This window comes from Photobacterium damselae subsp. damselae, from assembly GCF_038086725.1.
Classification (GTDB): Bacteria; Pseudomonadota; Gammaproteobacteria; order Enterobacterales; family Vibrionaceae; genus Photobacterium; species Photobacterium damselae.
Map to the genome: position 1 here is coordinate 828,898 of NZ_CP146970.1, position 25,222 is coordinate 854,119.

Consider the following 25,222-nt stretch of genomic DNA (forward strand, 5'->3'; position numbering starts at 1 on the left):
AGGAAGTGAACGACTACGCCACAGAAGAACAACAGGTTGAAGCGATAAAATCGTGGTGGACAGACAATGGCAAAGCCGTCGTTATCGGTGCTGTTATTGGCTTAGGTGGTCTTTGGGGCTGGCGTTATTACCAGGGAGAAGTCCAAGCTGGTAAAGAACAAGCTTCTAATTCATACACCCAAGTAATGGCGATGCTTGAAAGTGGTAAGAGTGATGCAATTGCAGATACTCAAGCTTTTATTCAGGCGCATAAAGATAGCCATTACTCAGTGCTAGCAGCGCTACAATTAGCAAAAGCACAAATTGAAGCAAAAGATCTTAATGGTGCAGCAGAGCAACTAAAATGGGTTGCCGCGAATTCTACAGATCAAGCAATTTTGCCTTTAGCTAAGACTCGTCTAGCGCGTGTTTACTTGCAACAAGATAAATACGATGAAGCATTAGCTGAGCTTAAGACTGTTAAAATGGCAAGTTGGAAGGCAAAAGTAGATGAGCTACGTGGTGACGTATTACTGAAAAAAGGTGATACAGATGCGGCACGTGATGCTTACATTGAAGCTCAAGAAGCAGGCGCCAACTCTCCAGTATTACAGATCAAGCTTGATAATCTGGCTCAATAAGGCGAAGGATAATGCAGAAAGTATTTAAGCGAGCATTAACAGTTGCATTGGCAATTGGCGTGTTAGCTGGCTGTGCTAGTGAAGAAGATTCTATCCATATGGCTCCGTTGCCAGTGGTGAAAAATACGTTCACTCCAGAAACTCTATGGTCTGACAGTGTTGGCGATGGCGTTGCAGGATATTTCTCTCGTTTAACGCCTGCGATTGGTGATGGCAAAATTTTTGTTGCAGATCGTGATGGATTGGTTGAAGCACTTGACCCAAGTAACGGTAAAGTTCTTTGGAAGCAAGATTTCGAAGGCGATACTAGTGCTAAGCTATCTGGTGGCATTGTTTATAGCAGTGGTGTGATCTATATCGGTTCAGAAAATGCTGATGTACTTGCAATCAATGCTGAAAACGGTGATGAAATTTGGCGCGCTAAGGTTCAAGGTGAAGTGCTTTCTAAGCCTTTAGTTGATGAAGGTCTTGTTGTTGTAAACACCAGCAATGGTTTTTTACAGGCGCTCGATGTATCAACGGGTGAGTCAAAGTGGCAGATCAGCAGCGAAGTTCCAACCTTAACGCTACGTGGTGACAGTTCACCAGTTGCGATTGCTGGTGGTGTATTCTGGGGACAAGCAAACGGACGTTTAGCTGGTGCTCTGATGCACAATGGTCAATTGTTATGGCAACAAGCGATCGCGGCACCAAAAGGCGCGACTGAAATTGATCGTCTAGTTGACGTTGATGCGACACCTGTTATTGCAGGCGATCGTCTCTATGCTATTGGCTACAACGGTTCTCTTGTTTCGATTGAACTGCGCACTGGTCAAATTGCTTGGAAACGTAATTATTCATCGGCAACTAACTTTATTGTCGATGCAAATACGTTATACCTAGTGACTGAGAAAGATCACATTGTGGCCGTTGATGCTCGCAGTGGTACCGAAATTTGGCAGAACAAAGATCTAGAATACCGTCAGTTGACTGCTCCAGCGGCAATTGATGGTTACTTGGTTGTTGGCGATGCTGAAGGTTATCTACACTGGCTAGATCAATCGACTGGTGATTTTGTTTCTCAAGAGTCGATTGGTGGTGGCGGTATGTCAGTTCCACCTGTTGCGCTTGATGATGATGCCTTTATCGTTTCAACTCGTGATGGCAAAATCAAGAAAATGCAAATATCGCAATAACACGGTATAATGCAGCAAGACTAAGTTTAATCGGCTCCAACTGTGATTACGGTTGGGGCCGTTGTTATTATATCCACCCCTGATATTATTGTCGGCTGACAGCAATCAAATTGTGTTGCTAGAGACAAAAATAGCAGGGGATATTTGAAGGTATACCACTGTTATTATCAATATACAGAATTGGTATAGAACTCTGAAAAGTAAGAGGTAGTTATGATTCCTGTTGTTGCCCTTGTCGGGCGCCCTAACGTGGGTAAATCGACGCTTTTTAACCGTCTTACCCGTACAAGGGATGCGCTGGTTGCAGATTTTCCTGGCCTAACAAGGGATCGTAAGTACGGCCGAGCTGAAATTAACGAACACGAATTTATCGTTATCGATACCGGTGGTATCGACGGTACAGAAGAAGGTGTTGAAACCAAAATGGCTGAACAATCGCTTATGGCGATTGAAGAAGCTGATGTGGTGCTATTTCTAGTTGACGGTCGTGCTGGTCTAACTGCAGCAGATGAAGCTATTGCAAAGCACTTGCGCAGTCGTAATAAGCCAACATTTTTGGTTGTAAACAAAATTGATGGTATCGATGCTGATAGTGCTTGTGCTGATTTCTGGAAGCTAGGTGCTGATGAGATGCACCAAATTGCAGCATCACAAAACCGTGGTGTAACAGCGCTAATGGAGCGTGCTCTAGAGCCGTTCTTTGAAAATATTTCTGGTTCTGATGAAGAGCTTGAGTCAGATGAAATCAGTATTGAAGATCTTAACTCTGTTGCAGAGATCGAAAATGCGAATTTATCTGAGCAAGATGCAGAAGCTGCGTATAAGCGTCTACAAGAGCAGCCTATCAAGCTGGCAATTATCGGTCGTCCAAACGTTGGTAAATCAACACTAACAAACCGTATCTTAGGTGAAGAACGTGTGGTTGTGTACGATATGCCAGGTACAACTCGTGACTCTATTTACATTCCGATGGAGCGTGATGGTCAAGAGTATGTATTGATCGATACAGCGGGTATCCGTCGTCGTAAGAATATGCACGAAGCGGTTGAGAAGTTTTCGGTAATTCAGACGCTAAAAGCGGTTGAAGATGCGAACGTTGTTCTTCTTATCATTGATGCGCGTGAGAACATTTCAGATCAAGATTTGAGCCTATTGGGCTTTGCTCTTAATGCGGGTCGTTCGCTGGTTATTGCGGTGAACAAGTGGGACGGTCTAGACAATGATGTGAAAGAGCGTGTTAAAACTGAGCTTGATCGTCGTTTAGGCTTTGTTGATTTTGCGCGTATCCACTTTATCTCAGCACTGCACGGTACTGGTGTTGGTCACTTGTATGAATCTGTTGTTGAAGCATATCAGTCAGCAACAAAACGTATCAGCACTTCAATGTTGACGCGTATTATGCAAATGGCACAAGATGATCACCAGCCACCAATGATCCGTGGTCGTCGTGTGAAGCTAAAATACGCTCACGCAGGTGGTTACAACCCACCAATTATCGTTGTGCACGGTAACTTGGTTAATGAACTACCAGGCTCTTACAAGCGCTATCTAATGAACTACTACCGTAAATCATTAGAGATGATGGGTACGCCAATTCGTATTCAATTCCAGAATAGCGAAAACCCATTTGAGACTAAGAAAGAGAAATTAACGATTTCTCAGCAACGTCAGCGTAAGCGCCTTGCAAGTATGATCAAAGATCGTAATAAGTAATTTATCGCTTATAGATATAAAGCCCAGCCAAGTGTTGGGCTTTTTATTAGGAAAATTTTATGACAACGGCAACTAAAATTTTATTTACCTCTAATATTTGGCAGTGCACTGCTAAAGTACAATTGTGTGTGGCTCATTCAGAAGGGACATGGATCGTTACTGATACCACACCATTTCATCCTGTCAGTCATATTTGGCCAGATCACCCTGCCGATCGTGGTTTTATTACCGTAGCGAATCAAGATTATGCTGTTATAAATTGCTTGGTTGGTGCGGTTGAACTAGCTTCCCAAACTTTATATGTGGCTGATGCAATTCCAGTTCGTCGTGATACTGAAGGCTGGGTATTTGTGGTAGTTCACCATCTAGCACAGGATTTAATGCTGGAAATAGGCCAAGAAGTCGAATTATCAGTAGATAAAGCGTACCAGCAGGCGTTAGGGCGTGGTCATAGTGGTGGGCATCTATCATCTCTTGCTTTAAACAAAGTCTTACATCATGACTTTTGGCGTAAAGATGCGTCACGAAAAGATGAATTAGGACATTATGATTTTCACAGTTACGCTCAAGAGAAAAGCGAAGTGAGTGAAGATTGCAGTCGAGATACGTATCGTTTAGGAAAGACTTTGCGTAAACGCGGACTAAATTCGGCTGATATGTTAGAACAACTCAATGATATTGCAGATAAAATAAATCAGCAATTAACTCAATGGTTAGAACTTGAATCTGCAATTACTATGCGTTGCGAAGGACAAGCGTTAACCGATTCGCGTTATTGGTGCTGCGATCTTAATGAAGGGAATGTTATTGAGATCCCATGCGGTGGTACTCATAGTCAATCTTTAGCCGAATACAATCAGTTGTGGGTTGAGTTTGAATATGTGAATGATCAACAAATTGTCATGTATACCAGAGCAATAAAAAGACAATAATTTGTTGTTAAATCATAAAGATAAGCCGAAATAGCTCAGAGTGACTTGTTTCGGCTTTTTTATTGGATTTTATAACCGATCCAATTTTATATATATTGGATCCTTGGTTTTACATGTAATATTTAAGAATAAAATATCGTTTAAAATCCAAAAACAGAATATGTAACTTATGCTTTCGGGAAGTGTATTGATAAATGTTCTTTTGATATGAGATCGCTGATCAAGACTCTTTTTGTCTAAGATCTGCTTTGTTATAAAAGATCCTTGGTTCTCTGATTCTTATCCATAAAGGCTATTGTTTTCTTTTGTTCTGGTTTGCAGCGATCTTCACGACAGAGATCAAAAGAGTACATTTTGAAAAATAATTTTGATTGCCAGCCAGATACAAATCAAAGCATTATGAGAGCCTATTATCTTTATACCCAGTAATCTCTAAATTCTAAATTTTGAAATTACATCGGGATGGACGACAGAAGGATATGTGAGTGTCTGAGAATCTATGCCCAAGCTGTACCAGTGAATTAGTCTGGAAAGAGAATGGTTATTTCTGTGATTTTTGCCAGCAGAAGATCAATAAACATGCCTTATGCCCAGATTGTGGTAAAGAGCTAGAAAAACTACAGGCCTGCGGTTCTGCCAGCTACTTTTGTAATCACTGTAATGAGTTAAAATCAAAATCACGGGTCAGTTTTGTCTTCACCCCAGTAGATGAAAATGCTTAAGGTGTAGGGCGGTTAATAAAGTCCATATGCCAGAGATAAAAAATGCCGCGACTAGAAAACTAGAGCGGCATTTATTTTTGTTAATTTAATTTTATGCTAATCACTACTTAACAATAGCTATTCAACGATTGAACGAATTTCACCTTGAGCAACTTTGGTGACTAATCGATCTCCTGCTGAGACTTGATCTGAACTTCTAATAACCGAGCCATCTTCTTTTTGGGTGATAGAATAACCACGCGCAATAGTCGCCAGTGGGCTTACTGCCTCCAGTTTTTCTGCCATCATGGCCAATTGATGACGAGCTGTTAACTGCGAGCGATCCATAGCATCAGTAAGGCGGCGCTCACTTTGCGCTAAATGATGACTAAGTTGTTTGATTGTTTGACTTGGTGAATAGAGCGATAACTTGTAATTAATACGTTCTACACGTTGATCTGCCTGAGTTAACTTTCGTTGCATCGCTTGATGTAAGTGGCCAGTTAACTCATCCAGATGTTGTTGCTGCTGATTAAGTCGCATCTGTGGATGTTGACGTTCTAATCGGTGCTGTAATCGCTGAGTTTGTTGTTGCTGTTTAGCAATATAATAGCGAATAGCATGATTTAGCTGCTGTTTCTTTTGTGTAATGGCTTGAGTTTGATGAGTCATATCGCGACTGATCAGCTCTGCTGCAGCTGATGGCGTTGGAGCACGAACATCGGCAACAAAATCGGCAATGGTGACATCAACTTCATGACCAACTGCACTGACGATAGGGATTTCACTGGCAACAATAGTACGCGCCACAATTTCTTCATTAAACGCCCATAGATCTTCAAGAGATCCACCGCCACGACCCACTATTAGCACATCACACTCTTTGCGGCTGTTAGCTCGACCAATGGCTTGAGCAATCGAAATCGCAGAACCTTCGCCTTGCACCATGGTTGGATAGATCACAATCGGTAAACCAGGATCGCGTCGGCGTAACACATTTAGAATATCAAATAATGCAGCACCTGTTTTTGAGGTAATGATCCCCACTCGTTTTGGTTGCTCTGGCAACGGTTTTTTAATACTTTGGGCAAACAGACCTTCTGCGGCCAAAGACATTTTAAGTTGTTCAAACTGTTGCTGGAGTCGACCATCGCCTTCTGGCTGCATGCTTTCGATTATAAGCTGATAGTCACCGCGAGGCTCATAGAGGGATAAACGTGCTTTAACGAGCACCTGAGTACCATTGCTGGGTTTAAATAGCACTCGGCGATTATTGCCTTTAAACATAGCGCATTTCACCTGAGCACGAGCATCTTTTAAGGTGAAATACCAGTGGCCAGAAACCGGCATGGAGAAATTAGAGAGCTCACCGACTAACCAAACAATACCCATTTCATTTTCGAGTAGTACGCGAACTTGGGCATTTAGAGTGGATACGGTGAAAATTCGATTATTGCTTTGGGTCGGTTGGGCGAACATTGTCACGATGAAAAACACCTTTACCAAAGAAGAGTGGGAAGGGCTGCGATGAAAGACGAGTATAATTCAATCAATGAACGAAATTTGGGCGCAACAAAGGAAAAGGGGGATCAATTGGACAGATCTTACCCAAAGTGTTTTGCCCGCAGCACCTGAAACTTAACCGAAATATATTACGTATCAATCGAAAAATGTCAAATATTTTTTATTAAAAATTCAAAAAAAACACTAGCCAAACGTTTGCACCGTGCGTATAATCCGTCCGCAATATTTTAATCTTCTTTATAAAACCCTTTAATTGGTGTGAGATATTGCAATGTTACGAATCAAACAAGAAGCTTTGACTTTTGATGATGTTTTGCTGGTTCCAGCTCATTCTACAGTCCTACCGAACACTGCCGATCTGCGCACCCATTTGACTAAAGAGATCACTCTGAATATTCCAATGCTGTCTGCATCTATGGATACAGTGACTGAAGGTCGTTTGGCTATCGCTCTTGCGCAAGAGGGTGGCATCGGTTTTATCCATAAGAATATGTCTATCGAACAACAAGCGGCACAAGTTCGCATGGTTAAAAAGTTCGAAGCAGGTGTTGTTTCTGAACCTGTAACTGTTAAGCCTGATAACACCATTGCAGATGTAAAACGTCTGACAGAAGAAAATGGCTTTGCAGGTTACCCTGTTGTTACTGATAACAATGAGCTTATCGGTATTATTACAGGTCGTGATGTACGCTTTGTAACTGACCTTTCCCTTAAAGTTGTGGAAGTGATGACACCAAAAGAAAAGCTTGCATCAGCGAAAGAAGGCGCTTCTCGTGAAGAAGTTGAAGCTATCATGCAAAAGCACCGTGTTGAAAAAGTGCTATTGGTTGATGATAGCTTCCGTCTTAAAGGCATGATCACTGCAAAAGATTTCCAGAAAGCAGAACGTAAACCAAATGCATGTAAAGATGAGCGTGGCCGTCTACGTGTTGGTGCTGCTGTAGGTGCTGGTGCTGGTAATGAAGAGCGTGTTCAAGCTCTAGTTGAAGCTGGCGTTGATGTGCTACTTATTGACTCTTCACATGGTCATTCTGAAGGTGTTTTACAACGCATCCGTGAAACACACAAACAATTCCCTAATCTACCAATCGTTGGCGGTAATGTTGCAACTGCTGAAGGTGCTCGTGCACTTATTGAAGCGGGTGTAAGTGCGGTTAAAGTGGGTATTGGCCCTGGCTCTATCTGTACAACTCGTATCGTAACTGGTGTTGGTGTTCCTCAAATTACAGCGATTTCTGAAGCGGCTTCAGTTGCGGATCAATATGGCATTCCTGTTATTGCTGATGGTGGTATCCGTTACTCTGGTGACCTATGTAAAGCGATTGCAGCTGGCGCTTCTTGCGTAATGGTTGGTTCAATGTTCGCGGGTACTGAAGAAGCTCCGGGTGAAGTGGAGCTATACCAAGGTCGTGCTTATAAGTCATACCGTGGCATGGGTTCTCTTGGTGCGATGTCAAAAGGTTCATCTGACCGTTACTTCCAATCTGATAACGCTGCTGACAAGTTAGTACCAGAAGGTATTGAAGGTCGCGTTGCTTATAAAGGTCACTTAAAAGAGATCGTTCATCAACAGATGGGTGGTCTACGTTCAAGCATGGGTCTAACTGGCTCTGCAACAATTGAAGACCTTCGTACTAAAGCTGAGTTTGTTCGTATCTCTGGCGCTGGTATGAAAGAGTCTCATGTGCATGATGTGACTATTACTAAAGAAGCACCAAACTACCGCCTAGGTTAATTTGTAACAAACTATTCCTAGCTAGCGAAAACGTTTGCCTAATTAAAAAGCTTATATAAGATCGGGGCACTTTGATGCCCCCTATTTTCAATAAATTTCTGAGACTGCTCGATAATGACCACTACCACAAATATTCATGATCAACGCATCCTTATTTTAGATTTTGGTTCACAGTACACTCAATTGATTGCTCGTCGTATTCGTGAAATCGGTGTTTACTGTGAGCTTTGGAGCTGGGACGTTGATGAGGCTGATATTCGTGACTTTAATCCAAACGGTATCATTCTATCTGGCGGTCCTGAGAGTGTGACCGAAGCCGGTTCACCTCGTGCTCCTCAGTATGTGTTTGAAGCTGGTGTGCCAGTATTTGGTGTATGTTACGGCATGCAGACAATGGCAGAGCAGCTAGGCGGTAAAGTTGCGGGTTCTTCTGAGCGTGAATTTGGTTATGCTCAGGTTAAAATTGTAGAACCAACAGATCTATTTAAAAACATTGAAGATGCAATTGCAGAAGATGGCACTCCATTACTTGATGTATGGATGAGTCACGGTGACAAAGTTGTTGAAATTCCTGCTGACTTTACCAAAGTTGCTGAAACTTCAACGTGTCCATACGCTGCAATGGCTAATGATGAAAAACGTTTTTACGGCGTACAGTTCCACCCAGAAGTTACGCACACTCGTCAAGGTATGCGTATCATTGAAAACTTCGTTCTTAATGTATGTGGCTGTGAAAAGCTATGGACATCAGCCAACATCATCGAAGATGCTATCGCTCGTATTAAAGAGCAAGTGGGTGATGACGAAGTGATCCTTGGCCTATCTGGTGGTGTGGATTCATCAGTAGTTGCAATGCTGGTTCACCGTGCAATTGGTGATAAGTTAACTTGTGTATTTGTTGATAACGGCCTGCTTCGTCTAAATGAAGGCGAGCAAGTTATGGACATGTTCGGTGATCATTTTGGTCTAAACATTGTTCACGTTAAAGCTGAAAACCGTTTCCTTGAAGCACTTGCTGGTGTGGATGAGCCAGAAGCAAAACGTAAAATTATTGGCCGTGTATTTGTTGAAGTATTCGATGAAGAGTCGAAGAAACTGCAAAATGCAAAATGGTTAGCACAAGGCACTATCTACCCTGATGTAATTGAATCTGCAGCATCAAAAACAGGTAAAGCACACGTTATTAAATCACACCATAACGTGGGTGGTTTGCCTGACGATATGCAAATGGGCTTGGTTGAGCCACTAAAAGAGCTATTTAAAGACGAAGTTCGCAAGATTGGTCTTGAGCTTGGTCTGCCTTATAACATGCTATACCGCCACCCATTCCCAGGTCCTGGTCTAGGTGTTCGTGTACTTGGTGAAGTGAAGAAAGAGTACTGTGATCTACTGCGTCGTGCCGATGCTATCTTCATTGAAGAGCTTCACAATGCAGATCTTTACAACAAAGTATCACAAGCCTTTACCGTATTCTTACCAGTTCGTTCTGTTGGTGTAATGGGCGATGGTCGTAAATATGATTGGGTTGTTTCTCTACGTGCTGTTGAAACTATCGACTTTATGACAGCGCACTGGGCTCACCTACCATATGATTTCCTAGGTAAGGTGTCGAACCGCATTATTAACGAAGTCGATGGTATCTCTCGTGTGGTTTACGATGTATCAGGTAAGCCACCTGCAACCATCGAGTGGGAATAAGATTCTAAAAATTCGTAGTTAAAAAATAAGATCAAAGGCCTTTGGGGAAACTCAGAGGCTTTTTTTTGGTTCTTTCTTTTGCTTATAGGTATCAGACTTAAATAGTATCAAACGAAAATCATCTAAAACCCTTCATGTTTGAACACCGCAACTATTGTGTAGGTTAGGGGAATATCACCACTCTTGTAATTTCTTAAATATCTGCTTGTCCACGCTACATGTGTCTTTGTTGTTAATAAAAAATGGAATTTATGTTTACCATTTACACTTGTTTACAAAATACCCTTATACAAAATAGCTATTAGCTAGGTCGATCGTGCTTTTTTATTTGTCATTATGGTTACAATCCGGTGACGGTTTGTTGCATTTGTAACGACTGCTATAACATCGGCGAAAATACTTAAAAGCGACAGAAATAGTCGTAAACAGACGCTAGCACCATACAACATCAATTATAGCCATGGAGTTCCCATGAGTAATCAAGCAGTAAAACAGGCACCAGAAGCGCCATCAAGTGCGATGGATAAGTTTCTAAACGGCATTGAGCGTGTCGGTAACAAAATTCCAGATCCAGCTCTTCTATTCTTTTGGGGATTGGTCCTAGTTTGGGTTCTTTCCGCAGTTCTATCACAATTTGACTTTGGTCTGGTTCACCCAGTGACTCAGCAATCAGTAGAGATTAAAAACCTACTGACTGGCGAGTCTATGGCAAGTTTCCTTGCAAATATGGTGAAGAATTTCACTGGCTTTGCACCGTTAGGTATCGTATTAGTTGCGATGCTAGGTGTTGGTGTGGCTGAAGCATCTGGCTTTATTAATACAGGCCTTAAGAAGATGCTGAATGTAACACCAGTTAAATTCTTAACGCCGATGCTGATTTTAGTGGCAATTGTGTCACACACAGCAGCCGATGCTGGTTACGTACTGGTTATTCCTCTTGGTGGTATTATTTTCCATGCGGCAGGTCGTCACCCTCTAGCGGGTATCGCTGCGGCATTTGCTGGTGTTTCTGGTGGTTTCTCTGCAAACTTTATTCCATCAGGTATCGACCCATTACTGGCAGGTTTTACGCAAGAAGCCGCTCGTATTATGGATCCTGATTACATCGTGAACCCGCTAGCGAACATTATTTTCACTGGTCTATCATCATTCGTTATTGTTGCGATTGGTTGGTATATTACAGATAAAATCATCGAACCTCGTTTAGCGAAAACAGCGATTGATGATGACGCTGAAGAAGCTCCTGATATGGGTTCATTTACAGAACTTGAGTCGAAGGCATTCTCTCGCGCTGGTTGGGCTATGGTTGCTGGTATTGCTTTACTTGTTGCCGTGCTTATTCCTGAAACATCACCGCTTCGTTCTCCATCGGGTGAGATTGCGGCATTTAATGCACCAGTGATGCAGTCGATTGTACCGTTGATTTTCATCCTATTTGTGATTCCAGGTATCATCTACGGTAAAGTAGCAGGCACTTTTAAAGAGAGCCAAGATGTTATTAAAGCGATGTCAACCACAATGGCTGGTATGGCGGGCTTTATGGTAATGGTATTCTTTATTGCTCAGTTCCTAGTGGCATTTACTCAATCAAACATTGGTACGCTGTTGGCTCTTTCTGGTGCTAAATTGTTGCAAGAGATGAATCTACCAGGTCAAATCACTATTATCGGTATGATTCTTCTAACCGCATCAGTAAACCTATTAGTAGGTTCTGCATCTGCGAAATGGGCATTGATTGGTCCTATTATGGTGCCAATGTTAATGGCGGTAGGTATTTCTCCTGAATTAACTCAGGCGGCATACCGTGTTGGTGATTCAGTATCTAATATCATTTCTCCGATGATGGTGTTCTTCCCGCTTGTTGTGGTTTACATGCAGCGTTATGTGAAGAGCTCTGGTATCGGTACATTGGCTTCAATGATGATGCCATATTCTATCGCGATGCTTGTTGGCTGGACTATCTTCCTATTGGTTTACTGGGCAATTGGTATCCCTCTAGGTGTTCAGGCGCCATACACTTACACTATTCAGTAAATCGCTAAGATTGTTTGATGAAATGAAAAAAGCCTCGATAGTAATATATCGAGGCTTTATTTTTGGCGACGAACCATGAACATGTTATGAAGTAATCATAGTGTAACGGGTTAATTTATTTGCCCAATAATAGGCAAACTAAGGTTAACCAAAGTGCTTCATGTGGAAGCGTAGATGATCTTCAATAAAGCTCGCCATAAAGTAATAACTGTGGTCATAACCATCTTGCATACGAAGCTCTAATGGATAGTCATTTGCTTCTGCTGCTGCTACAAGGCTTTCTGGACGGAGTTGGCCATCAATATAAAAGTTATCTTGAGTACCTTGGTCTACTAAGGTTGGTAGCTTTTTCTCTGCCAGGCGCATTAACTCGCTTGAGTCATAGTTTTTCCATTCTTTTGGATTATCACCAAGGTATCCATTAAATGCTTTTTGTCCCCACGGGCAGTTGATTGGATTGGCAATCGGACTAAAAGCAGACACTGAGCTAAAACGTTCTGGATTGCGCAGTGAGATCATTAGAGCTCCGTGACCACCCATAGAGTGACCTGAAATAGCTCGTTGCTCAGTAACTGGGAAATTGGCTTCAATAATCGCTGGCAGTTCATTTACCACATAATCATACATGCGGTAATGACGATCCCATGGCGCTTGGGTGGCATTAACATAAAAGCCCGCACCTAAACCAAAATCGTATGCACCATTTTCATCATCAGGTACGTTTTCGCCGCGAGGGCTAGTGTCTGGAGCTACAATGGCAATACCCAGTTCGGCTGCAATTCGTTGAGCCCCTGCTTTTTGCATGAAGTTTTCATCTGTACAGGTTAAACCTGAAAGCCAGTAAAGAACGGGAACTTTTTTACCTGTTGCTGTTTGTGGCGGTAAAAAAATAGCAAAGCGCATGTCGCAGCTTAATACTTCTGAATGGTGAGTGTATTGTTTGTGCCAGCCACCTGCACTTTTATTACAGCTGATATTTTCTAATGTCATTGGCTTGATTCGTCTTATTGGTAAAAGAGCGCTGCCCAAGTTGAGCAGCGCTAAAATTAAGAGTAGTAGTGTAGTAGGGAGTAACTCTTAATTATTTATTGTAGTGAATTACCGTACGGATACTTTCACCTTTGTGCATTAATTCAAATGCTTCGTTGATGTCTTCTAGCGCCATTGTGTGAGTGATGAACTCTTGTAGACCAAACTCACCAGCCATGTAACGCTCAACAATTTCAGGAAGCTCAGAGCGACCTTTAACACCACCGAATGCACTACCACGCCATACACGACCAGTAACAAGCTGGAATGGACGAGTAGAGATCTCTTGACCTGCGCCTGCTACACCGATGATGATTGACTCACCCCAACCTTTGTGACAACACTCAAGTGCAGAACGCATTACGTTTACGTTACCGATACACTCAAATGAGTAGTCAACGCCGCCATCAGTCATTTCAACAATGACTTCTTGAATTGGCTTATCGTAGTTAGCTGGGTTGATACAATCGGTTGCACCTAGTTGAGTTGCTAGTTCGAATTTAGTTTCGTTTAGGTCAACACCGATGATACGGCTAGCACCAGCCATGCGAGCACCAATGATTGCAGATAGACCGATACCACCTAAACCAAAGATTGCTACTGTGCTACCTTCTTCAACTTTTGCTGTGTTAAGTACAGCTCCCATACCTGTTGTTACGCCACAACCTAGAAGACATACTTCTTCAAGAGGCGCTTCTTTATTTACTTTCGCTAGAGAAATTTCTGGAAGTACAGTGTACTCAGAGAAAGTAGAACAACCCATGTAGTGGTAGATTGGTTGACCGTCTTTGTAGAAACGAGTTGTACCATCTGGCATTAGACCTTTACCTTGAGTTTCACGAACTGCTTGGCATAGGTTTGTTTTACCTGATTTACAGAATTTACACTCGCCACATTCTGCAGTGTAAAGAGGGATAACATGGTCACCAACAGCAACACTTGTTACGCCTTCACCAACCATTTCAACAATACCGCCACCTTCGTGACCAAGAATAGATGGGAAGATACCTTCAGGATCGTCACCAGATAGAGTGAATGCATCAGTGTGACATACGCCTGTTGCGATAATGCGTACAAGAACTTCGCCTTTACGAGGAAGCATTACATCAACTTCTTCGATTGATAGAGGTTGATTTGGACCCCAAGCAACAGCTGCTTTTGATTTAATAAACTTGTCAGTCATTGATTTACTCTCTTTATTTATGTATTGGGTACGAGACCGATAACTTATAATTACGTAATGCTTGTTACGTATAGACTGTAGATGAATTCTTTACTAATGCATAAGAAAGTTGTTTTCTTATTGCGTTTCGATGGGATGCATTATATTTGTTTCTTGATAAATGATAATTGGGTTAAACTGCAAATAACTTTTACCTTGATGTAATAATGGAGCAAAGTGACGATGTTTTTGTGGGAAGGGGTGACAGAATTTGTTGCCGTATCTGAAACAGAAAGCTTTACCGCTGCGGCAAAAAAGATTGGGATATCAACGGCGCAAGTGAGCCGACAAATTAGTGCTCTGGAAAATAGACTTAATACCAAACTATTTTACCGTACAACGCGTAAGGTATCTCTAACCGAAGAGGGCAGTATTTATTATCGTCACTGTCGTCAGGTGATGGATGGGCTTGAAGAAGCTGAACGCGCTATCACCAGTCTACGAGGGGTTCCTCAAGGACTTATAAAAATGACCGCACCTGTGACTTATGGTGAAAAATATATCGTCCCTTTGGTGAATGACTTTATGTTGCAGTATCCAGAGATTGAAGTGACGATGGATTTAACCAACCGTCAGATGGATCTGGTTGAAGGCGCGTTTGATTTAGCGATTCGTCTAGGTAAGTTGGGCAATTCATCTATGATGGCAAAACGCCTTACAACTCGTACTATGTATCTGTGTGCATCACCAGCTTACTTAGAAAAATACGGTATGCCACATACGCTATCTGAACTACGCCACCATAATTGCTTAATTGGTAACCATGATTACTGGCGATTCCAAGAAAAAGGTAAAGAAAAGAGCATTCGTATTGCGGGTTCGTTATCTTGTAATAGTGGTTATGGGCTACGAGATGCGGTGATTAAAGGTATTGGCATTGCACAGTTACCGGAATATTACGTGGATGAAGATTTAGCGAACGGTTCTATTGTCCCTATTTTGGAGAAATTCCAAGAGCCAGATGAGGGGATTTGGGCTTTGTATCCTCATAACCGCCATTTGTCTCCTAAAGTACGTTTGCTGGTGGATTTTTTAGCCGAAGAGTTACCAAAAAAACGAGTAGATGCTTAATAGCTAAAGCTCAAGATTTTAACGATAGATAATCAATGACTGTAGAATATAGCGAACAAGATAAAATTTTTATGCATCGCGCCATTGAATTGGCTGCAAATGCAGAAGCTGAAGGCGAAGTGCCCGTTGGTGCTGTAGTGGTATACCAAGGTCGAGTTGTTGGGGAAGGGTGGAACCGCTCGATAGGGCAACACGACGCCACCGCCCACGCTGAAATCATGGCGTTGCGACAAGCGGGACAAGTTCTACAAAACTATCGTCTACTTGATACCACTTTATATGTCACATTAGAGCCGTGTCCTATGTGTGCTGGTGCTATGGTGCATTCTCGTGTGGGGAAGGTGGTTTATGGTGCGCCTGATCTTAAAACTGGTGCTGCTGGTAGTACGATGAATCTGTTGAGTTATGCTGGAGTGAATCACCACGTTCAGTTTGATGCTGGCTTATTAGAAGATGAGTGCCGTGCTCAATTACAAGCATTTTTTAAGCGTCGTCGAGCCGAAAAGAAAGCGCTCAAACAAGCAGAAAAAGAAAAACAGCAGAGATAAGATTGAATCGGTATTGTTTATATGAAAAAGCTCGGTATTGTCCGAGCTTTGTTTTTTGCGTTTTAGCTTTTGATTAGCAACATTCAGCTGTAGCACTCATGACATAACTGCGCTGACGCCAGAGCGTTTTTTTACGTAGATTACTGCTTAGACGTTTACGTCGGGTCGAAGAGGCTTGTAGCATTTTTTTAAATTTTGATTGAGTGCGTTTACTTTTCATCCTTTATCCCTCTTGCTGGCAAAAGGCGACATTAGCGATATAAGATCAGCATAATGTGTGCCAGACATAAAATACCTAACAAATAAGGCTGGTCTCTTGGCTAAAAGAGCCATCTATTTGCTTGGTATGAGTACTGAAACGAAATCAAATAGAATACCTATAAATGAATAGGTACTAAAAAAGGTGTATTGAATATCCATATAATCAATACAAACCCTGCGATTGATTATGCTGGTAATTAAATGAAAGAAGCTATATCTATTTGCAAAATGAGATGAAAAAGAAGATCTGGCTCTCATTGGATTAAGAGCCAGAATAACTTATTGATTATTTAGACGCTGCAACTTTGGCTGGTTGAGGCTTGGCTGCTGCGCTAATTGTTTGTGGTGTGATTGTTTGTAGCCCATCAACAATTTCAACCCCGTCACCTTGGTGTTCTCGGCTGTGAGCTTGTTCGTAACCAACGATGCTTTGGTAATAACGGCGGATATTCTCAACATAATTTAAGGCTTCATCACCGCGAGCATAGCCATATCGAGTTTGAGTATAGTATTGGCGTTGGCGCAACATCGGTAAACGTTGTTTGACATCTGTCCATGTGTCTGGATTACCGCCTTGCGCCTTGGTTAAACGGCGTGCATCCATTAAGTGACCAAACCCAATATTATAAGAGGCAAGAGCAAACCAGACCTTTTCATGGGATTCAATACTATCGGGTACGCGAGCTATCATGCGGCGAAGATACTCAGTACCCCCTCGAATACTCTGTTTCGGATCTAATCGATTCGCCACATCTACTGCTTTGGCTGTTGGAGTTGTGAGCATCATCATGCCACGGACACCCGTTGGTGATGTAGCTTCTGGGTTCCAGTGCGATTCTTGATAAGAGAGCGCGGCAATTAAACGCCAGTCAAATTCCCCAGCATATTGCTTAAATAGCGGTTTCCATTTCGGTAATTTTCCTTCAACGGCACGTAAAAATGCGCGGGTATCTACGTAATCAAATTGATCAACGTGACCGAAATACTTCTCTTCTAACTGCGCTAATTCACCGTTTTGTTTTATTTCACCAAAAAACTCAATAATGAGCGCATATAAGTTGTCATTGCTGCTGTTTTTTACAAACCAACTGATCGGCTCTTCATCGGTTAATTCCATGGCAATAGCGATATCTGGATGAATACGTTGGATCAGCGCCACATCAACTGAGTCTGCGACAGTAAAGTCGAGCTTTCCACTGGCGACATCACGCATAAGTTCATCGTCATCGGTTTCTGAGACTGCTTGCCATTTTAGGTCTGGGTATTTTTGCTGTAATTGCTTTAACTGTAATTCGTGGCTAGAGCCTTTCACTACGGTTAATGTCCCTTTATTTTTGGCCAGATCTGAAGGCGTTCTTGGACGCCATGTTCCTTTTTTATACACCACCAGTTGGCTGGCATAGTAATAGGCTGGGGTGGCTCGAAAATCTTGTAGGCGATTGGGTGTAATCGTTAGGCCTGCGGCGAGAATATCAACATTACCCCGATCTAATGCTGGGAAAAGGCTAGAGAGAGAAAACATAGGCTGCATTTCTAGCTTTACACCCAGCTTTTTAGCAAACAGTTGAGCCAGTTCGTAATCCAGACCGGTAGGCCCTTCATTACCAATATAATACGACAGCTGATTGTTCAAGGTACCCACACGCAGTACGCCCGTTTCTCTGATGCGATCTAAAGCATTGTGTGGCTCACTTTGCCACTGACAGCCGCTGATCAGAAAAAGTGTAATAAGGCTAACAAAGTACTGCCTGATTTTTTTGGGTAACGTATAGGTACTCAACAATCTGTGCTCTCGGTTAAAATTCAGGGCTCTTTATATCAAAGCTAACGGTTGGCGGAAAGTTAAAGAATGTCGTTCTCTAATTAATTTCACTGTTATTTGCCTTTAATTCAATAAAATTGCAGCAGAAGAACCGCCTAGAAGCGATAAAAAACATGGGATTTTAGCGCTCAATACAGTTTTTTATCATAGATCGAAAAAAAATCACGCAAACGGTTGCGTCAAGAGTTACGTCACAAAAAAATTTCCCTTATACTATGCGCAGCTCCTCATCGGTTAGGGGGAGTTAAGTGATGACAATTGAGGTGGCATTGACGTAACTCTAAGCAATAAGCGGTAGGATTAGGTCAATATCACCTTCACTTAACTGTTATCGAGAGACGTACGCACATGGAAATTTTGCGTGGTTCACCCGCACTGTCTGAGTTTCGCGCCGCTAAGTTATTAGAGCGTTGTCGTGAGTTATCTTTACCTGTGACCGGTATTTATGCCGAGTTTGTTCATTTTGCCGATTTAACGGCTCCTTTAACTGAAGATGAATCGCAAAAGTTAGCACAATTGCTCACTTATGGGCCTACGATTGCAGAACATCAGCCAACAGGATCACTCCTATTAGTCACGCCTCGTCCTGGCACTATCTCTCCGTGGTCTTCAAAAGCGACCGATATTGCCCATAACTGTGGTTTAGCTCAGATTAAGCGTTTAGAACGTGGTACTGTGTATTATGTTGAAAGTACGACAGTTCTAACAGATGAACAGCAAAAAGCACTGAATTCACTGCTTCATGACCGCATGATGGAAGTGGTATTCACGGAGCTTAATCAGGCCGCTATCTTATTTACTCAAGCACAACCAGCTCCTGTGGAGGCCATTGATATTTTATCAGGCGGTCGTCTTGCACTTGAAAAAGCAAACGTTTCCCTTGGCTTGGCGCTGGCTGATGATGAAATTGATTACTTAGTGGAAAGCTTTACCAAACTTGGCCGTAACCCAAATGATATCGAATTGATGATGTTTGCTCAGGCGAACTCAGAGCATTGTCGTCACAAAATCTTTAATGCAGATTGGATCATTGATGGCGTCGAACAGCCAAAGTCGCTGTTTAAAATGATCAAAAATACCTTTGAAACCACGCCTGAGCACGTACTGTCTGCTTATAAAGATAATGCCGCAGTGATGACTGGTTCAAAAGTCGGACGCTTTTTCCCAGATCCTGAGACCCGTCAGTATCAATACCACCAAGAAGACGCACATATCTTGATGAAGGTTGAAACCCATAACCACCCAACAGCTATTTCGCCATGGCCTGGTGCTTCTACAGGGTCTGGTGGTGAAATTCGAGATGAAGGCGCGACTGGTATTGGTGGTAAGCCAAAAGCAGGTTTGGTTGGATTTACTGTATCTAACCTACGAATTCCAGGATTTGAACAGCCTTGGGAGAGTGATTTTGGTAAACCAAGTCGAATCGTTAGTGCTCTAGATATTATGCTAGAAGGCCCATTAGGTGGTGCGGCGTTTAACAATGAATTTGGTCGTCCAAACTTATTGGGTTACTTCCGTACGTATGAAGAAAAAGTAACCTCTCATGCGGGTGAGGAAGTTCGCGGTTACCATAAACCGATTATGATTGCTGGTGGCCTTGGTAATATCCGCGATCAACATGTTCAGAAAAAAGAGATCCCTGTTGGCGCTAAGTTAATTGTACTTGGTGGGCCGGCGATGAATATCGGTTTAGGCGGTGGCGCTGCTTCATCAATGGCATCTGGCCAGTCAGCAGAAGATCTGGATTTTGCTTCAGTTCAACGTGAAAACCCAGAAATGGAGCGTCGTTGCCAAGAAGTGATTGATCGCTGTTGGCAGTTAGGTGAGCAAAACCCTATTGCCTTTATTCATGATGTAGGTGCAGGCGGTATTTCTAATGCTTTACCTGAATTAGTTGATGATGGTGAACGTGGCGGTAAGTTCGATCTTCGTAGTGTACCTAATGATGAGCCAGGAATGAGCCCATTAGAAATTTGGTGTAACGAATCACAAGAGCGTTATGTGTTAGCAGTAGCTCCAGAGCAGATGCCTGTTTTTGAAGCGATTTGTCATCGTGAACGAGCTCCTTTTGCTGTCGTTGGTGAAGCTACAGAAGAGCGTCATTTAAGCCTTGAAGATAGCCATTTTGACAATATGCCAATCGATATGCCAATGGATATCCTACTAGGTAAACCACCAAAGATGCAGCGTGATGTGGTTTCTAAAAAAGTAGAAAGCCCAGCTCTTGAGCGTCATGGAATTGAACTTAATGATGCTATCGACCGCGTATTACGTCTGCCAGCCGTTGCGGAAAAAACCTTCTTAATTACGATTGGCGATCGCTCCGTAACGGGTCTAGTTGCACGCGATCAGATGGTTGGGCCTTGGCAGATCCCAGTGGCAAACTGCGCAGTAACTGCGGCAAGTTATGATACTTATCATGGTGAAGCGATGTCGATGGGTGAGCGTACCCCAGTAGCATTGCTAGATTTTGCCGCTTCTGCTCGTTTAGCTGTTGGTGAGGCTCTAACTAACATCGCCGCAACCGATATTGGTGATATTAAGCACATTAAATTGTCGGCTAACTGGATGTCTCCAGCGGGTCACCCAGGTGAAGATGCTGGCCTTTATGAAGCAGTTAAAGCTGTGGGTGAAGAGTTGTGTCCTGCATTGGGTCTAACCATTCCAGTGGGTAAAGATTCCATGTCGATGAAGACGCAATGGCAAGACGATGCTCAAGATAAAACGGTTACATCACCGCTGTCTTTGATTATTACCGCTTTTGCTCGTGTTGAAGATGTGCGTCATACCGTGACACCTCAACTTCGCACTGATCACGGTGATTCATCACTTATTTTAATCGACCTAGGTTGTGGTCAAAACCGCTTAGGTGCAACGGCACTAGCTCAAGTTTACAAACAGTTAGGTGATAAACCTGCCGATGTTGATTCTCCTCAACTGCTAAAAGCTTTCTTCAATGCTATTCAGCAATTAGTGCAGCAGCAAAATCTACTGGCTTATCATGATAAAGGTGATGGTGGTTTGCTGGTTACCTTGGCTGAAATGGCTTTTGCTGGTCATTGTGGTATTAAAGCAGATATCAGTACTCTTGGTGACGATGCTCTGGCCGCTCTCTTTAATGAAGAGTTGGGAGCCGTTATTCAAGTGGCAAACCCAGAATTAGATACAGTGTTATCGACACTGGCGGCATTTGGCTTAGATTCTTGCTCTCACGTAATTGGTTCTGTTGAAGTCTCTAATCGTTTTGAAATTTATGCAAACGGTCAAATTGTCGTTGATCGTGAACGTAACCAGCTGCGTACGATTTGGGCTGAAATGACGCATAAGATGCAAGCTCTACGTGATAACTCAAGTTGTGCTGATCAAGAATTTGCTGCTAAACACAACGAGCAAGATCCTGGGCTAAATACCCATCTCACTTTCGATATTAATGAGAATGTCGCTGCACCATTTAATGCTCCGAATATTAATCTTGGTGCAAAACCTAAAATGGCTATCTTACGTGAGCAGGGTGTGAACTCGCATGTCGAAATGGCAGCGGCTTTTGATCGCGCTGGATTTAACGCTGTTGATATCCATATGAGTGATATCTTAACCGGACAAGCGGTGCTCGATGAGTATCAAGGGCTGGTTGCTTGTGGTGGTTTCTCATACGGTGACGTATTGGGTGCTGGTGAAGGTTGGGCTAAATCTATTCTGTTTAATGAGCAGGCAAGAGATCAGTTTGAACGCTTCTTCCATCGTCAAGATACTCTATCGCTTGGGGTATGTAATGGCTGTCAGATGCTATCAAACTTAAAAGAGTTGATCCCAGGTGCTCAGTTATGGCCTCGTTTTGTACGCAACCAGTCTGAACGTTTTGAAGCGCGTTTTAGTTTGGTGGAGATCCAGCCATCAGATTCGGCTTTCTTCAGTGGCATGGCGGGCTCTAGGATGCCAATTGCCGTTTCTCATGGTGAAGGTCGCGTAGAAGTGCGAGATGATGCGCATCTTATGGCGTTAGAACAATCGGGTACTGTGGCAGTACGTTATGTTGATAACCTTGGTAATCCAACCCAAGCTTATCCTAATAACCCAAATGGTTCGCCAAACGCGATTACCGGTCTTACAACTCAAGATGGTCGTGTCACCATTATGATGCCGCATCCTGAGCGTGTATTTAGAACCGTGGCTAATTCTTGGCACCCTGATGACTGGAGCGAAAACAGTCCTTGGATGCGTATGTTCCGTAATGCTCGGGTTCATATCGGCTAATCGACAATAGGTGCCACTAACGGTTAACCTTGTTAGTCAAATTAGAGCAACATAATTAGAAAACGCTCAGTGATATCAGCACTGGGCGTTTTTTTAATTAAAGTTAATATTAATCATGACTAAATTCACTGGCTGTTCAGGCTTACCGGTTAATATGTTGCTCACTGTGTTGGATTAATAATCTATTTTGTGAGCTAATTTCGATTTTTTGCTCACTTAGTTTCGAATATTGCTAAAAATAGTTAGTGGAATATTTATTAAATTATCTTAATTAGTATAATCGCGCAGTGATATGCGCTCGTTCGCACTTACTGTTGTTCAAGGATTGATTTTTTTATGGGACAGGATTCTCCCGCTGGCAGGCGAAAAGCCATGGCCGCGCGAGTTTTAGCCGTTTTGGTTATACTCTGCTTAATTCGCAATATTGATAGTTTTGCCATTATCTTCAAATATAACCAAGTTGGCATCGTACCGAGCATTATTGGTATCTTGGTTCTTCTTTCTGGTGTTGGTGCCAGTATTGGGCTGTTACGAGGAAAAATGTGGGGCTTTATGCCGTTGTATTTTTTTCTACCAGCATCCACGCTTTTTCTTGGTATGAGTATTTTACCCGTACTGCCAAGTCTCTTTCCTATCTCTATCCGCAGCTTTGTTGTACTGGGGCTAAACAGTGTTGTTTTAATTTATTCTGTTTTTCTTTTGCTCAGAATGATGGAACCTAATGTTTTAATAGACCATGAAAACTCTTAATTTCTATTACGGTATTTATGGTATATTGTTGACTATGAATCAGCCGCTTAGCAAAGGATTACCGAGATGAAGAAAATTGAAGCCATAATCAAACCATTTAAACTAGACGATGTGCGTGAAGCTCTTGCCGATGTCGGTATTACGGGCATGACGGTCACTGAAGTAAAAGGGTTTGGTCGTCAAAAAGGGCATACAGAGCTTTATCGCGGTGCTGAATATATGGTTGATTTTTTACCTAAAGTGAAGCTAGAAATTGTTGTTGCTGATGAAGTTGCTGAGCAATGTATCGATACAATTGTTGAAACCGCACAAACCGGCAAGATTGGCGATGGCAAAATCTTTATGTTTGATGTTGAGCGAGTGGTTCGTATCCGTACCGGTGAAGAAGACGAAGACGCCATTTAGTACTTTTTTCAGTTAATCACTCTTACATTTACGTTGGTTTTTGCACAATAAGCCATAGTAAGCAATTAACATGATTTATATAACAAAGGCCTGGTTGTATTAATCAGGCCTTTGTGTTTCTAACTGTTCAGATTAGTTGGTATGTTTGTATTTTGTGGCTAATAAATGCGCTGTGCCAAGTCATTATGAAAAAGTTTCATGATTAAATTGAATACAAACCAAAAGAAAATTCATTTTAGGACTATCTGATTTAGATCAATTTATTGTAGACTACAGACAATGTTAATGAATTAGACGAAAACGTTTGCGTCCGCGTGGATACTAGCGTTTACAGTTTTTCATTTTTACCTAAAAATAGGGTTTATACCTTAATCTGAGTCAGGAGATACAGATGCTTAAACGCGATATGAATATTGCCGATTATGACGCGGAACTTTATGCAGCCATTCAGGAAGAAACTGCACGTCAAGAAGAGCACATCGAGTTGATTGCTTCTGAAAACTACACTAGCCCACGAGTAATGGAAGCACAGGGTTCTCAGCTAACCAATAAGTACGCTGAAGGTTATCCTGGTAAGCGTTACTACGGTGGTTGTGAGTATGTTGATAAAGCAGAACAACTTGCCATTGATCGTGCATGCCAGCTATTTGGTGCAGAATACGCGAACGTTCAGCCTCACTCGGGTTCCCAAGCAAATAACGCAGTTTATATGGCTCTGTTAAATGCCGGTGATACAGTTTTAGGTATGAGCTTGGCTCACGGTGGTCACTTAACACACGGCTCTCCTGTAAACTTTTCAGGTAAATTGTATAACATCATTCCTTACGGTATCGATGAAAATGGTCAGATCGATTATGACGAAGTTGAAGCGTTAGCGCTTGAACATAATCCTAAGATGATCATCGGTGGTTTCTCTGCATATTCTCAAATTGTTGATTGGGAACGCATGCGCAAGATTGCCGATAAAGTGGGTGCGTACTTCTTTGTTGACATGGCTCACGTTGCCGGTCTTGTTGCGGCTGGTGTTTATCCAACTCCGGTACCTCATGCTCACGTTGTTACCACCACAACTCACAAAACATTAGCAGGTCCTCGTGGCGGCTTGATCTTATCTAATGCTGGTGAAGATATTTATAAAAAGCTAAATTCAGCAGTATTCCCTGGTGGTCAGGGTGGCCCATTAATGCATGTTATTGCGGCAAAAGCGGTTGCCTTTAAAGAAGCGATGGAGCCAGAATTTACTGAATATCAAGCTCGTGTTGTTGAAAATGCGAAAGTGATGGTGGGTGAGTTCTTAGAGCGTGGTTATAAGATTGTTTCTGGTAGTACTGAAAACCACCTATTCCTAGTAGATCTAATTGATAAAGGTATCACAGGTAAAGAAGCTGATGCGGCATTAGGTGCGGCTAATATTACTGTGAACAAAAACAGCGTACCAAATGATCCTCGCAGCCCATTTGTGACTTCTGGTATTCGTGTTGGCACACCATCGATTACTCGTCGTGGTTTTACAGCAGAAGATGCAAAGCAATTGGCCGGTTGGATGTGTGATGTATTAGATAACATCGATAATCCTCAAGTGATAGCTGATACTAAAGCTAAAGTACTAGAGATTTGCAAACGCCTACCTGTATACGCGTAATTTCTATTCTTTATCCATATTAATTGAAAGGACTTGCCTTATGGTGAGTCCTTTTTTAATGCCATTAAGAAAGATTTTACTTTGAA

At 42.4% G+C, this 25,222-nt stretch carries 19 protein-coding genes; 14 read left to right on the forward strand and 5 right to left on the reverse strand.

Going from position 1 to position 25,222, the window contains the following annotated elements:
* Positions 1–5 precede the first annotated feature (5 nt).
* From WAX86_RS03695 to WAX86_RS03715, 5 genes are all read left to right on the forward strand, one after another.
* The gene (locus WAX86_RS03695; protein ID WP_036764310.1) at positions 6–620 is read left to right on the forward strand and encodes a YfgM family protein; all 615 of its coding nucleotides are present in this window, start codon (positions 6–8) and stop codon (positions 618–620) included.
* An 11-nt stretch (positions 621–631) separates the two neighbouring features.
* Positions 632–1,795, forward strand: coding sequence for an outer membrane protein assembly factor BamB (gene bamB, locus WAX86_RS03700; protein WP_044176399.1), 1,164 nt, complete (start codon positions 632–634; stop codon positions 1,793–1,795).
* A gap of 213 nt (positions 1,796–2,008) precedes the next feature.
* Positions 2,009–3,508, forward strand: a complete 1,500-nt coding sequence (der, locus tag WAX86_RS03705; RefSeq protein ID WP_005300728.1) for a ribosome biogenesis GTPase Der — start codon at positions 2,009–2,011, stop codon at positions 3,506–3,508.
* A gap of 59 nt (positions 3,509–3,567) precedes the next feature.
* A complete protein-coding gene (locus WAX86_RS03710) occupies positions 3,568–4,440 on the forward strand; it encodes an alanyl-tRNA editing protein (protein WP_239983320.1) in 873 nt (290 codons plus the stop codon).
* A gap of 485 nt (positions 4,441–4,925) precedes the next feature.
* On the forward strand, positions 4,926–5,162 hold the full coding sequence (locus tag WAX86_RS03715; protein ID WP_341489119.1) for a zinc ribbon domain-containing protein: 237 nt from the start codon (positions 4,926–4,928) through the stop codon (positions 5,160–5,162).
* Between the two features lie 117 nt (positions 5,163–5,279).
* Here WAX86_RS03715 and xseA read toward each other — a convergent pair whose 3' ends face one another.
* Positions 5,280–6,620 carry an exodeoxyribonuclease VII large subunit gene (gene xseA, locus WAX86_RS03720; RefSeq protein WP_217906872.1) on the reverse strand — a complete coding sequence of 447 codons (1,341 nt, stop codon included), beginning with the start codon at positions 6,618–6,620 and terminating at the stop codon, positions 5,280–5,282.
* 316 nt (positions 6,621–6,936) lie between these two features.
* Here xseA and guaB point away from each other — a divergent pair, with 316 nt between their 5' ends.
* From guaB to WAX86_RS03735, 3 genes are all read left to right on the forward strand, one after another.
* The gene (guaB, locus tag WAX86_RS03725) at positions 6,937–8,400 is read left to right on the forward strand and encodes an IMP dehydrogenase (protein WP_044176390.1); all 1,464 of its coding nucleotides are present in this window, start codon (positions 6,937–6,939) and stop codon (positions 8,398–8,400) included.
* 114 nt (positions 8,401–8,514) lie between these two features.
* Positions 8,515–10,098 carry a glutamine-hydrolyzing GMP synthase gene (gene guaA, locus WAX86_RS03730; RefSeq protein ID WP_036764303.1) on the forward strand — a complete coding sequence of 528 codons (1,584 nt, stop codon included), beginning with the start codon at positions 8,515–8,517 and terminating at the stop codon, positions 10,096–10,098.
* Positions 10,099–10,569: 471 nt separating this feature from the next.
* Positions 10,570–12,132: an AbgT family transporter gene (locus WAX86_RS03735; protein ID WP_068946895.1), complete on the forward strand. Its 1,563-nt coding sequence runs from the start codon at positions 10,570–10,572 to the stop codon at positions 12,130–12,132.
* A gap of 144 nt (positions 12,133–12,276) precedes the next feature.
* Here WAX86_RS03735 and fghA read toward each other — a convergent pair whose 3' ends face one another.
* Together fghA and WAX86_RS03745 are read right to left on the reverse strand one after the other, a co-directional pair.
* Positions 12,277–13,122 carry an S-formylglutathione hydrolase gene (fghA, locus tag WAX86_RS03740; protein ID WP_068946894.1) on the reverse strand — a complete coding sequence of 282 codons (846 nt, stop codon included), beginning with the start codon at positions 13,120–13,122 and terminating at the stop codon, positions 12,277–12,279.
* A gap of 91 nt (positions 13,123–13,213) precedes the next feature.
* Positions 13,214–14,344 (reverse strand): S-(hydroxymethyl)glutathione dehydrogenase/class III alcohol dehydrogenase, encoded by a 1,131-nt coding sequence (locus tag WAX86_RS03745; protein WP_005300708.1) that lies wholly within the window; start codon positions 14,342–14,344, stop codon positions 13,214–13,216.
* 222 nt (positions 14,345–14,566) lie between these two features.
* Here WAX86_RS03745 and WAX86_RS03750 point away from each other — a divergent pair, with 222 nt between their 5' ends.
* Both WAX86_RS03750 and tadA read left to right on the forward strand, forming a co-directional pair.
* On the forward strand, positions 14,567–15,454 hold the full coding sequence (locus WAX86_RS03750) for a LysR substrate-binding domain-containing protein (protein WP_065170076.1): 888 nt from the start codon (positions 14,567–14,569) through the stop codon (positions 15,452–15,454).
* 35 nt (positions 15,455–15,489) lie between these two features.
* Positions 15,490–16,002, forward strand: coding sequence for a tRNA adenosine(34) deaminase TadA (tadA, locus tag WAX86_RS03755; protein ID WP_036764301.1), 513 nt, complete (start codon positions 15,490–15,492; stop codon positions 16,000–16,002).
* Positions 16,003–16,075: 73 nt separating this feature from the next.
* Here tadA and WAX86_RS03760 read toward each other — a convergent pair whose 3' ends face one another.
* Together WAX86_RS03760 and mltF are read right to left on the reverse strand one after the other, a co-directional pair.
* Positions 16,076–16,222 carry a hypothetical protein gene (locus WAX86_RS03760; protein WP_153274596.1) on the reverse strand — a complete coding sequence of 49 codons (147 nt, stop codon included), beginning with the start codon at positions 16,220–16,222 and terminating at the stop codon, positions 16,076–16,078.
* Positions 16,223–16,549: 327 nt separating this feature from the next.
* Positions 16,550–18,046 (reverse strand): membrane-bound lytic murein transglycosylase MltF, encoded by a 1,497-nt coding sequence (gene mltF, locus WAX86_RS03765; RefSeq protein ID WP_138240891.1) that lies wholly within the window; start codon positions 18,044–18,046, stop codon positions 16,550–16,552.
* 387 nt (positions 18,047–18,433) lie between these two features.
* Here mltF and purL point away from each other — a divergent pair, with 387 nt between their 5' ends.
* The 4 genes from purL to glyA all read left to right on the forward strand — a co-directional run bounded on the left by purL (position 18,434) and on the right by glyA (position 25,136).
* Complete coding sequence (gene purL / locus WAX86_RS03770) at positions 18,434–22,339, forward strand: phosphoribosylformylglycinamidine synthase (RefSeq protein ID WP_341489120.1); 3,906 nt, start codon at positions 18,434–18,436, stop codon at positions 22,337–22,339.
* A gap of 372 nt (positions 22,340–22,711) precedes the next feature.
* Positions 22,712–23,089, forward strand: a complete 378-nt coding sequence (locus WAX86_RS03775; RefSeq protein ID WP_227000293.1) for a hypothetical protein — start codon at positions 22,712–22,714, stop codon at positions 23,087–23,089.
* A 66-nt stretch (positions 23,090–23,155) separates the two neighbouring features.
* Positions 23,156–23,494 (forward strand): nitrogen regulatory protein P-II, encoded by a 339-nt coding sequence (glnB, locus tag WAX86_RS03780; RefSeq protein ID WP_005300696.1) that lies wholly within the window; start codon positions 23,156–23,158, stop codon positions 23,492–23,494.
* Positions 23,495–23,885: 391 nt separating this feature from the next.
* A complete protein-coding gene (gene glyA / locus WAX86_RS03785; protein ID WP_005300693.1) occupies positions 23,886–25,136 on the forward strand; it encodes a serine hydroxymethyltransferase in 1,251 nt (416 codons plus the stop codon).
* Positions 25,137–25,222: the final 86 nt, after the last annotated feature.

What these genes read in the sequence shown, in the direction of transcription:
- tadA (WP_036764301.1), top strand. Translation starts at nt 15,490, where the DNA reads ATGACTGTAGAATATAGCGAACAAGATAAAATTTTTATGCATCGCGCC.
- WAX86_RS03760 (WP_153274596.1), bottom strand. Translation starts at nt 16,222, where the DNA reads ATGAAAAGTAAACGCACTCAATCAAAATTTAAAAAAATGCTACAAGCC.
- WAX86_RS03745 (WP_005300708.1), bottom strand. Translation starts at nt 14,344, where the DNA reads ATGACTGACAAGTTTATTAAATCAAAAGCAGCTGTTGCTTGGGGTCCA.
- WAX86_RS03750 (WP_065170076.1), top strand. Translation starts at nt 14,567, where the DNA reads ATGTTTTTGTGGGAAGGGGTGACAGAATTTGTTGCCGTATCTGAAACA.
- guaA (WP_036764303.1), top strand. Translation starts at nt 8,515, where the DNA reads ATGACCACTACCACAAATATTCATGATCAACGCATCCTTATTTTAGAT.
- xseA (WP_217906872.1), bottom strand. Translation starts at nt 6,620, where the DNA reads ATGTTCGCCCAACCGACCCAAAGCAATAATCGAATTTTCACCGTATCC.
- glnB (WP_005300696.1), top strand. Translation starts at nt 23,156, where the DNA reads ATGAAGAAAATTGAAGCCATAATCAAACCATTTAAACTAGACGATGTG.
- guaB (WP_044176390.1), top strand. Translation starts at nt 6,937, where the DNA reads ATGTTACGAATCAAACAAGAAGCTTTGACTTTTGATGATGTTTTGCTG.
- bamB (WP_044176399.1), top strand. Translation starts at nt 632, where the DNA reads ATGCAGAAAGTATTTAAGCGAGCATTAACAGTTGCATTGGCAATTGGC.
- WAX86_RS03735 (WP_068946895.1), top strand. Translation starts at nt 10,570, where the DNA reads ATGAGTAATCAAGCAGTAAAACAGGCACCAGAAGCGCCATCAAGTGCG.
- fghA (WP_068946894.1), bottom strand. Translation starts at nt 13,122, where the DNA reads ATGACATTAGAAAATATCAGCTGTAATAAAAGTGCAGGTGGCTGGCAC.
- glyA (WP_005300693.1), top strand. Translation starts at nt 23,886, where the DNA reads ATGCTTAAACGCGATATGAATATTGCCGATTATGACGCGGAACTTTAT.
- WAX86_RS03775 (WP_227000293.1), top strand. Translation starts at nt 22,712, where the DNA reads ATGGCCGCGCGAGTTTTAGCCGTTTTGGTTATACTCTGCTTAATTCGC.
- purL (WP_341489120.1), top strand. Translation starts at nt 18,434, where the DNA reads ATGGAAATTTTGCGTGGTTCACCCGCACTGTCTGAGTTTCGCGCCGCT.
- WAX86_RS03710 (WP_239983320.1), top strand. Translation starts at nt 3,568, where the DNA reads ATGACAACGGCAACTAAAATTTTATTTACCTCTAATATTTGGCAGTGC.
- der (WP_005300728.1), top strand. Translation starts at nt 2,009, where the DNA reads ATGATTCCTGTTGTTGCCCTTGTCGGGCGCCCTAACGTGGGTAAATCG.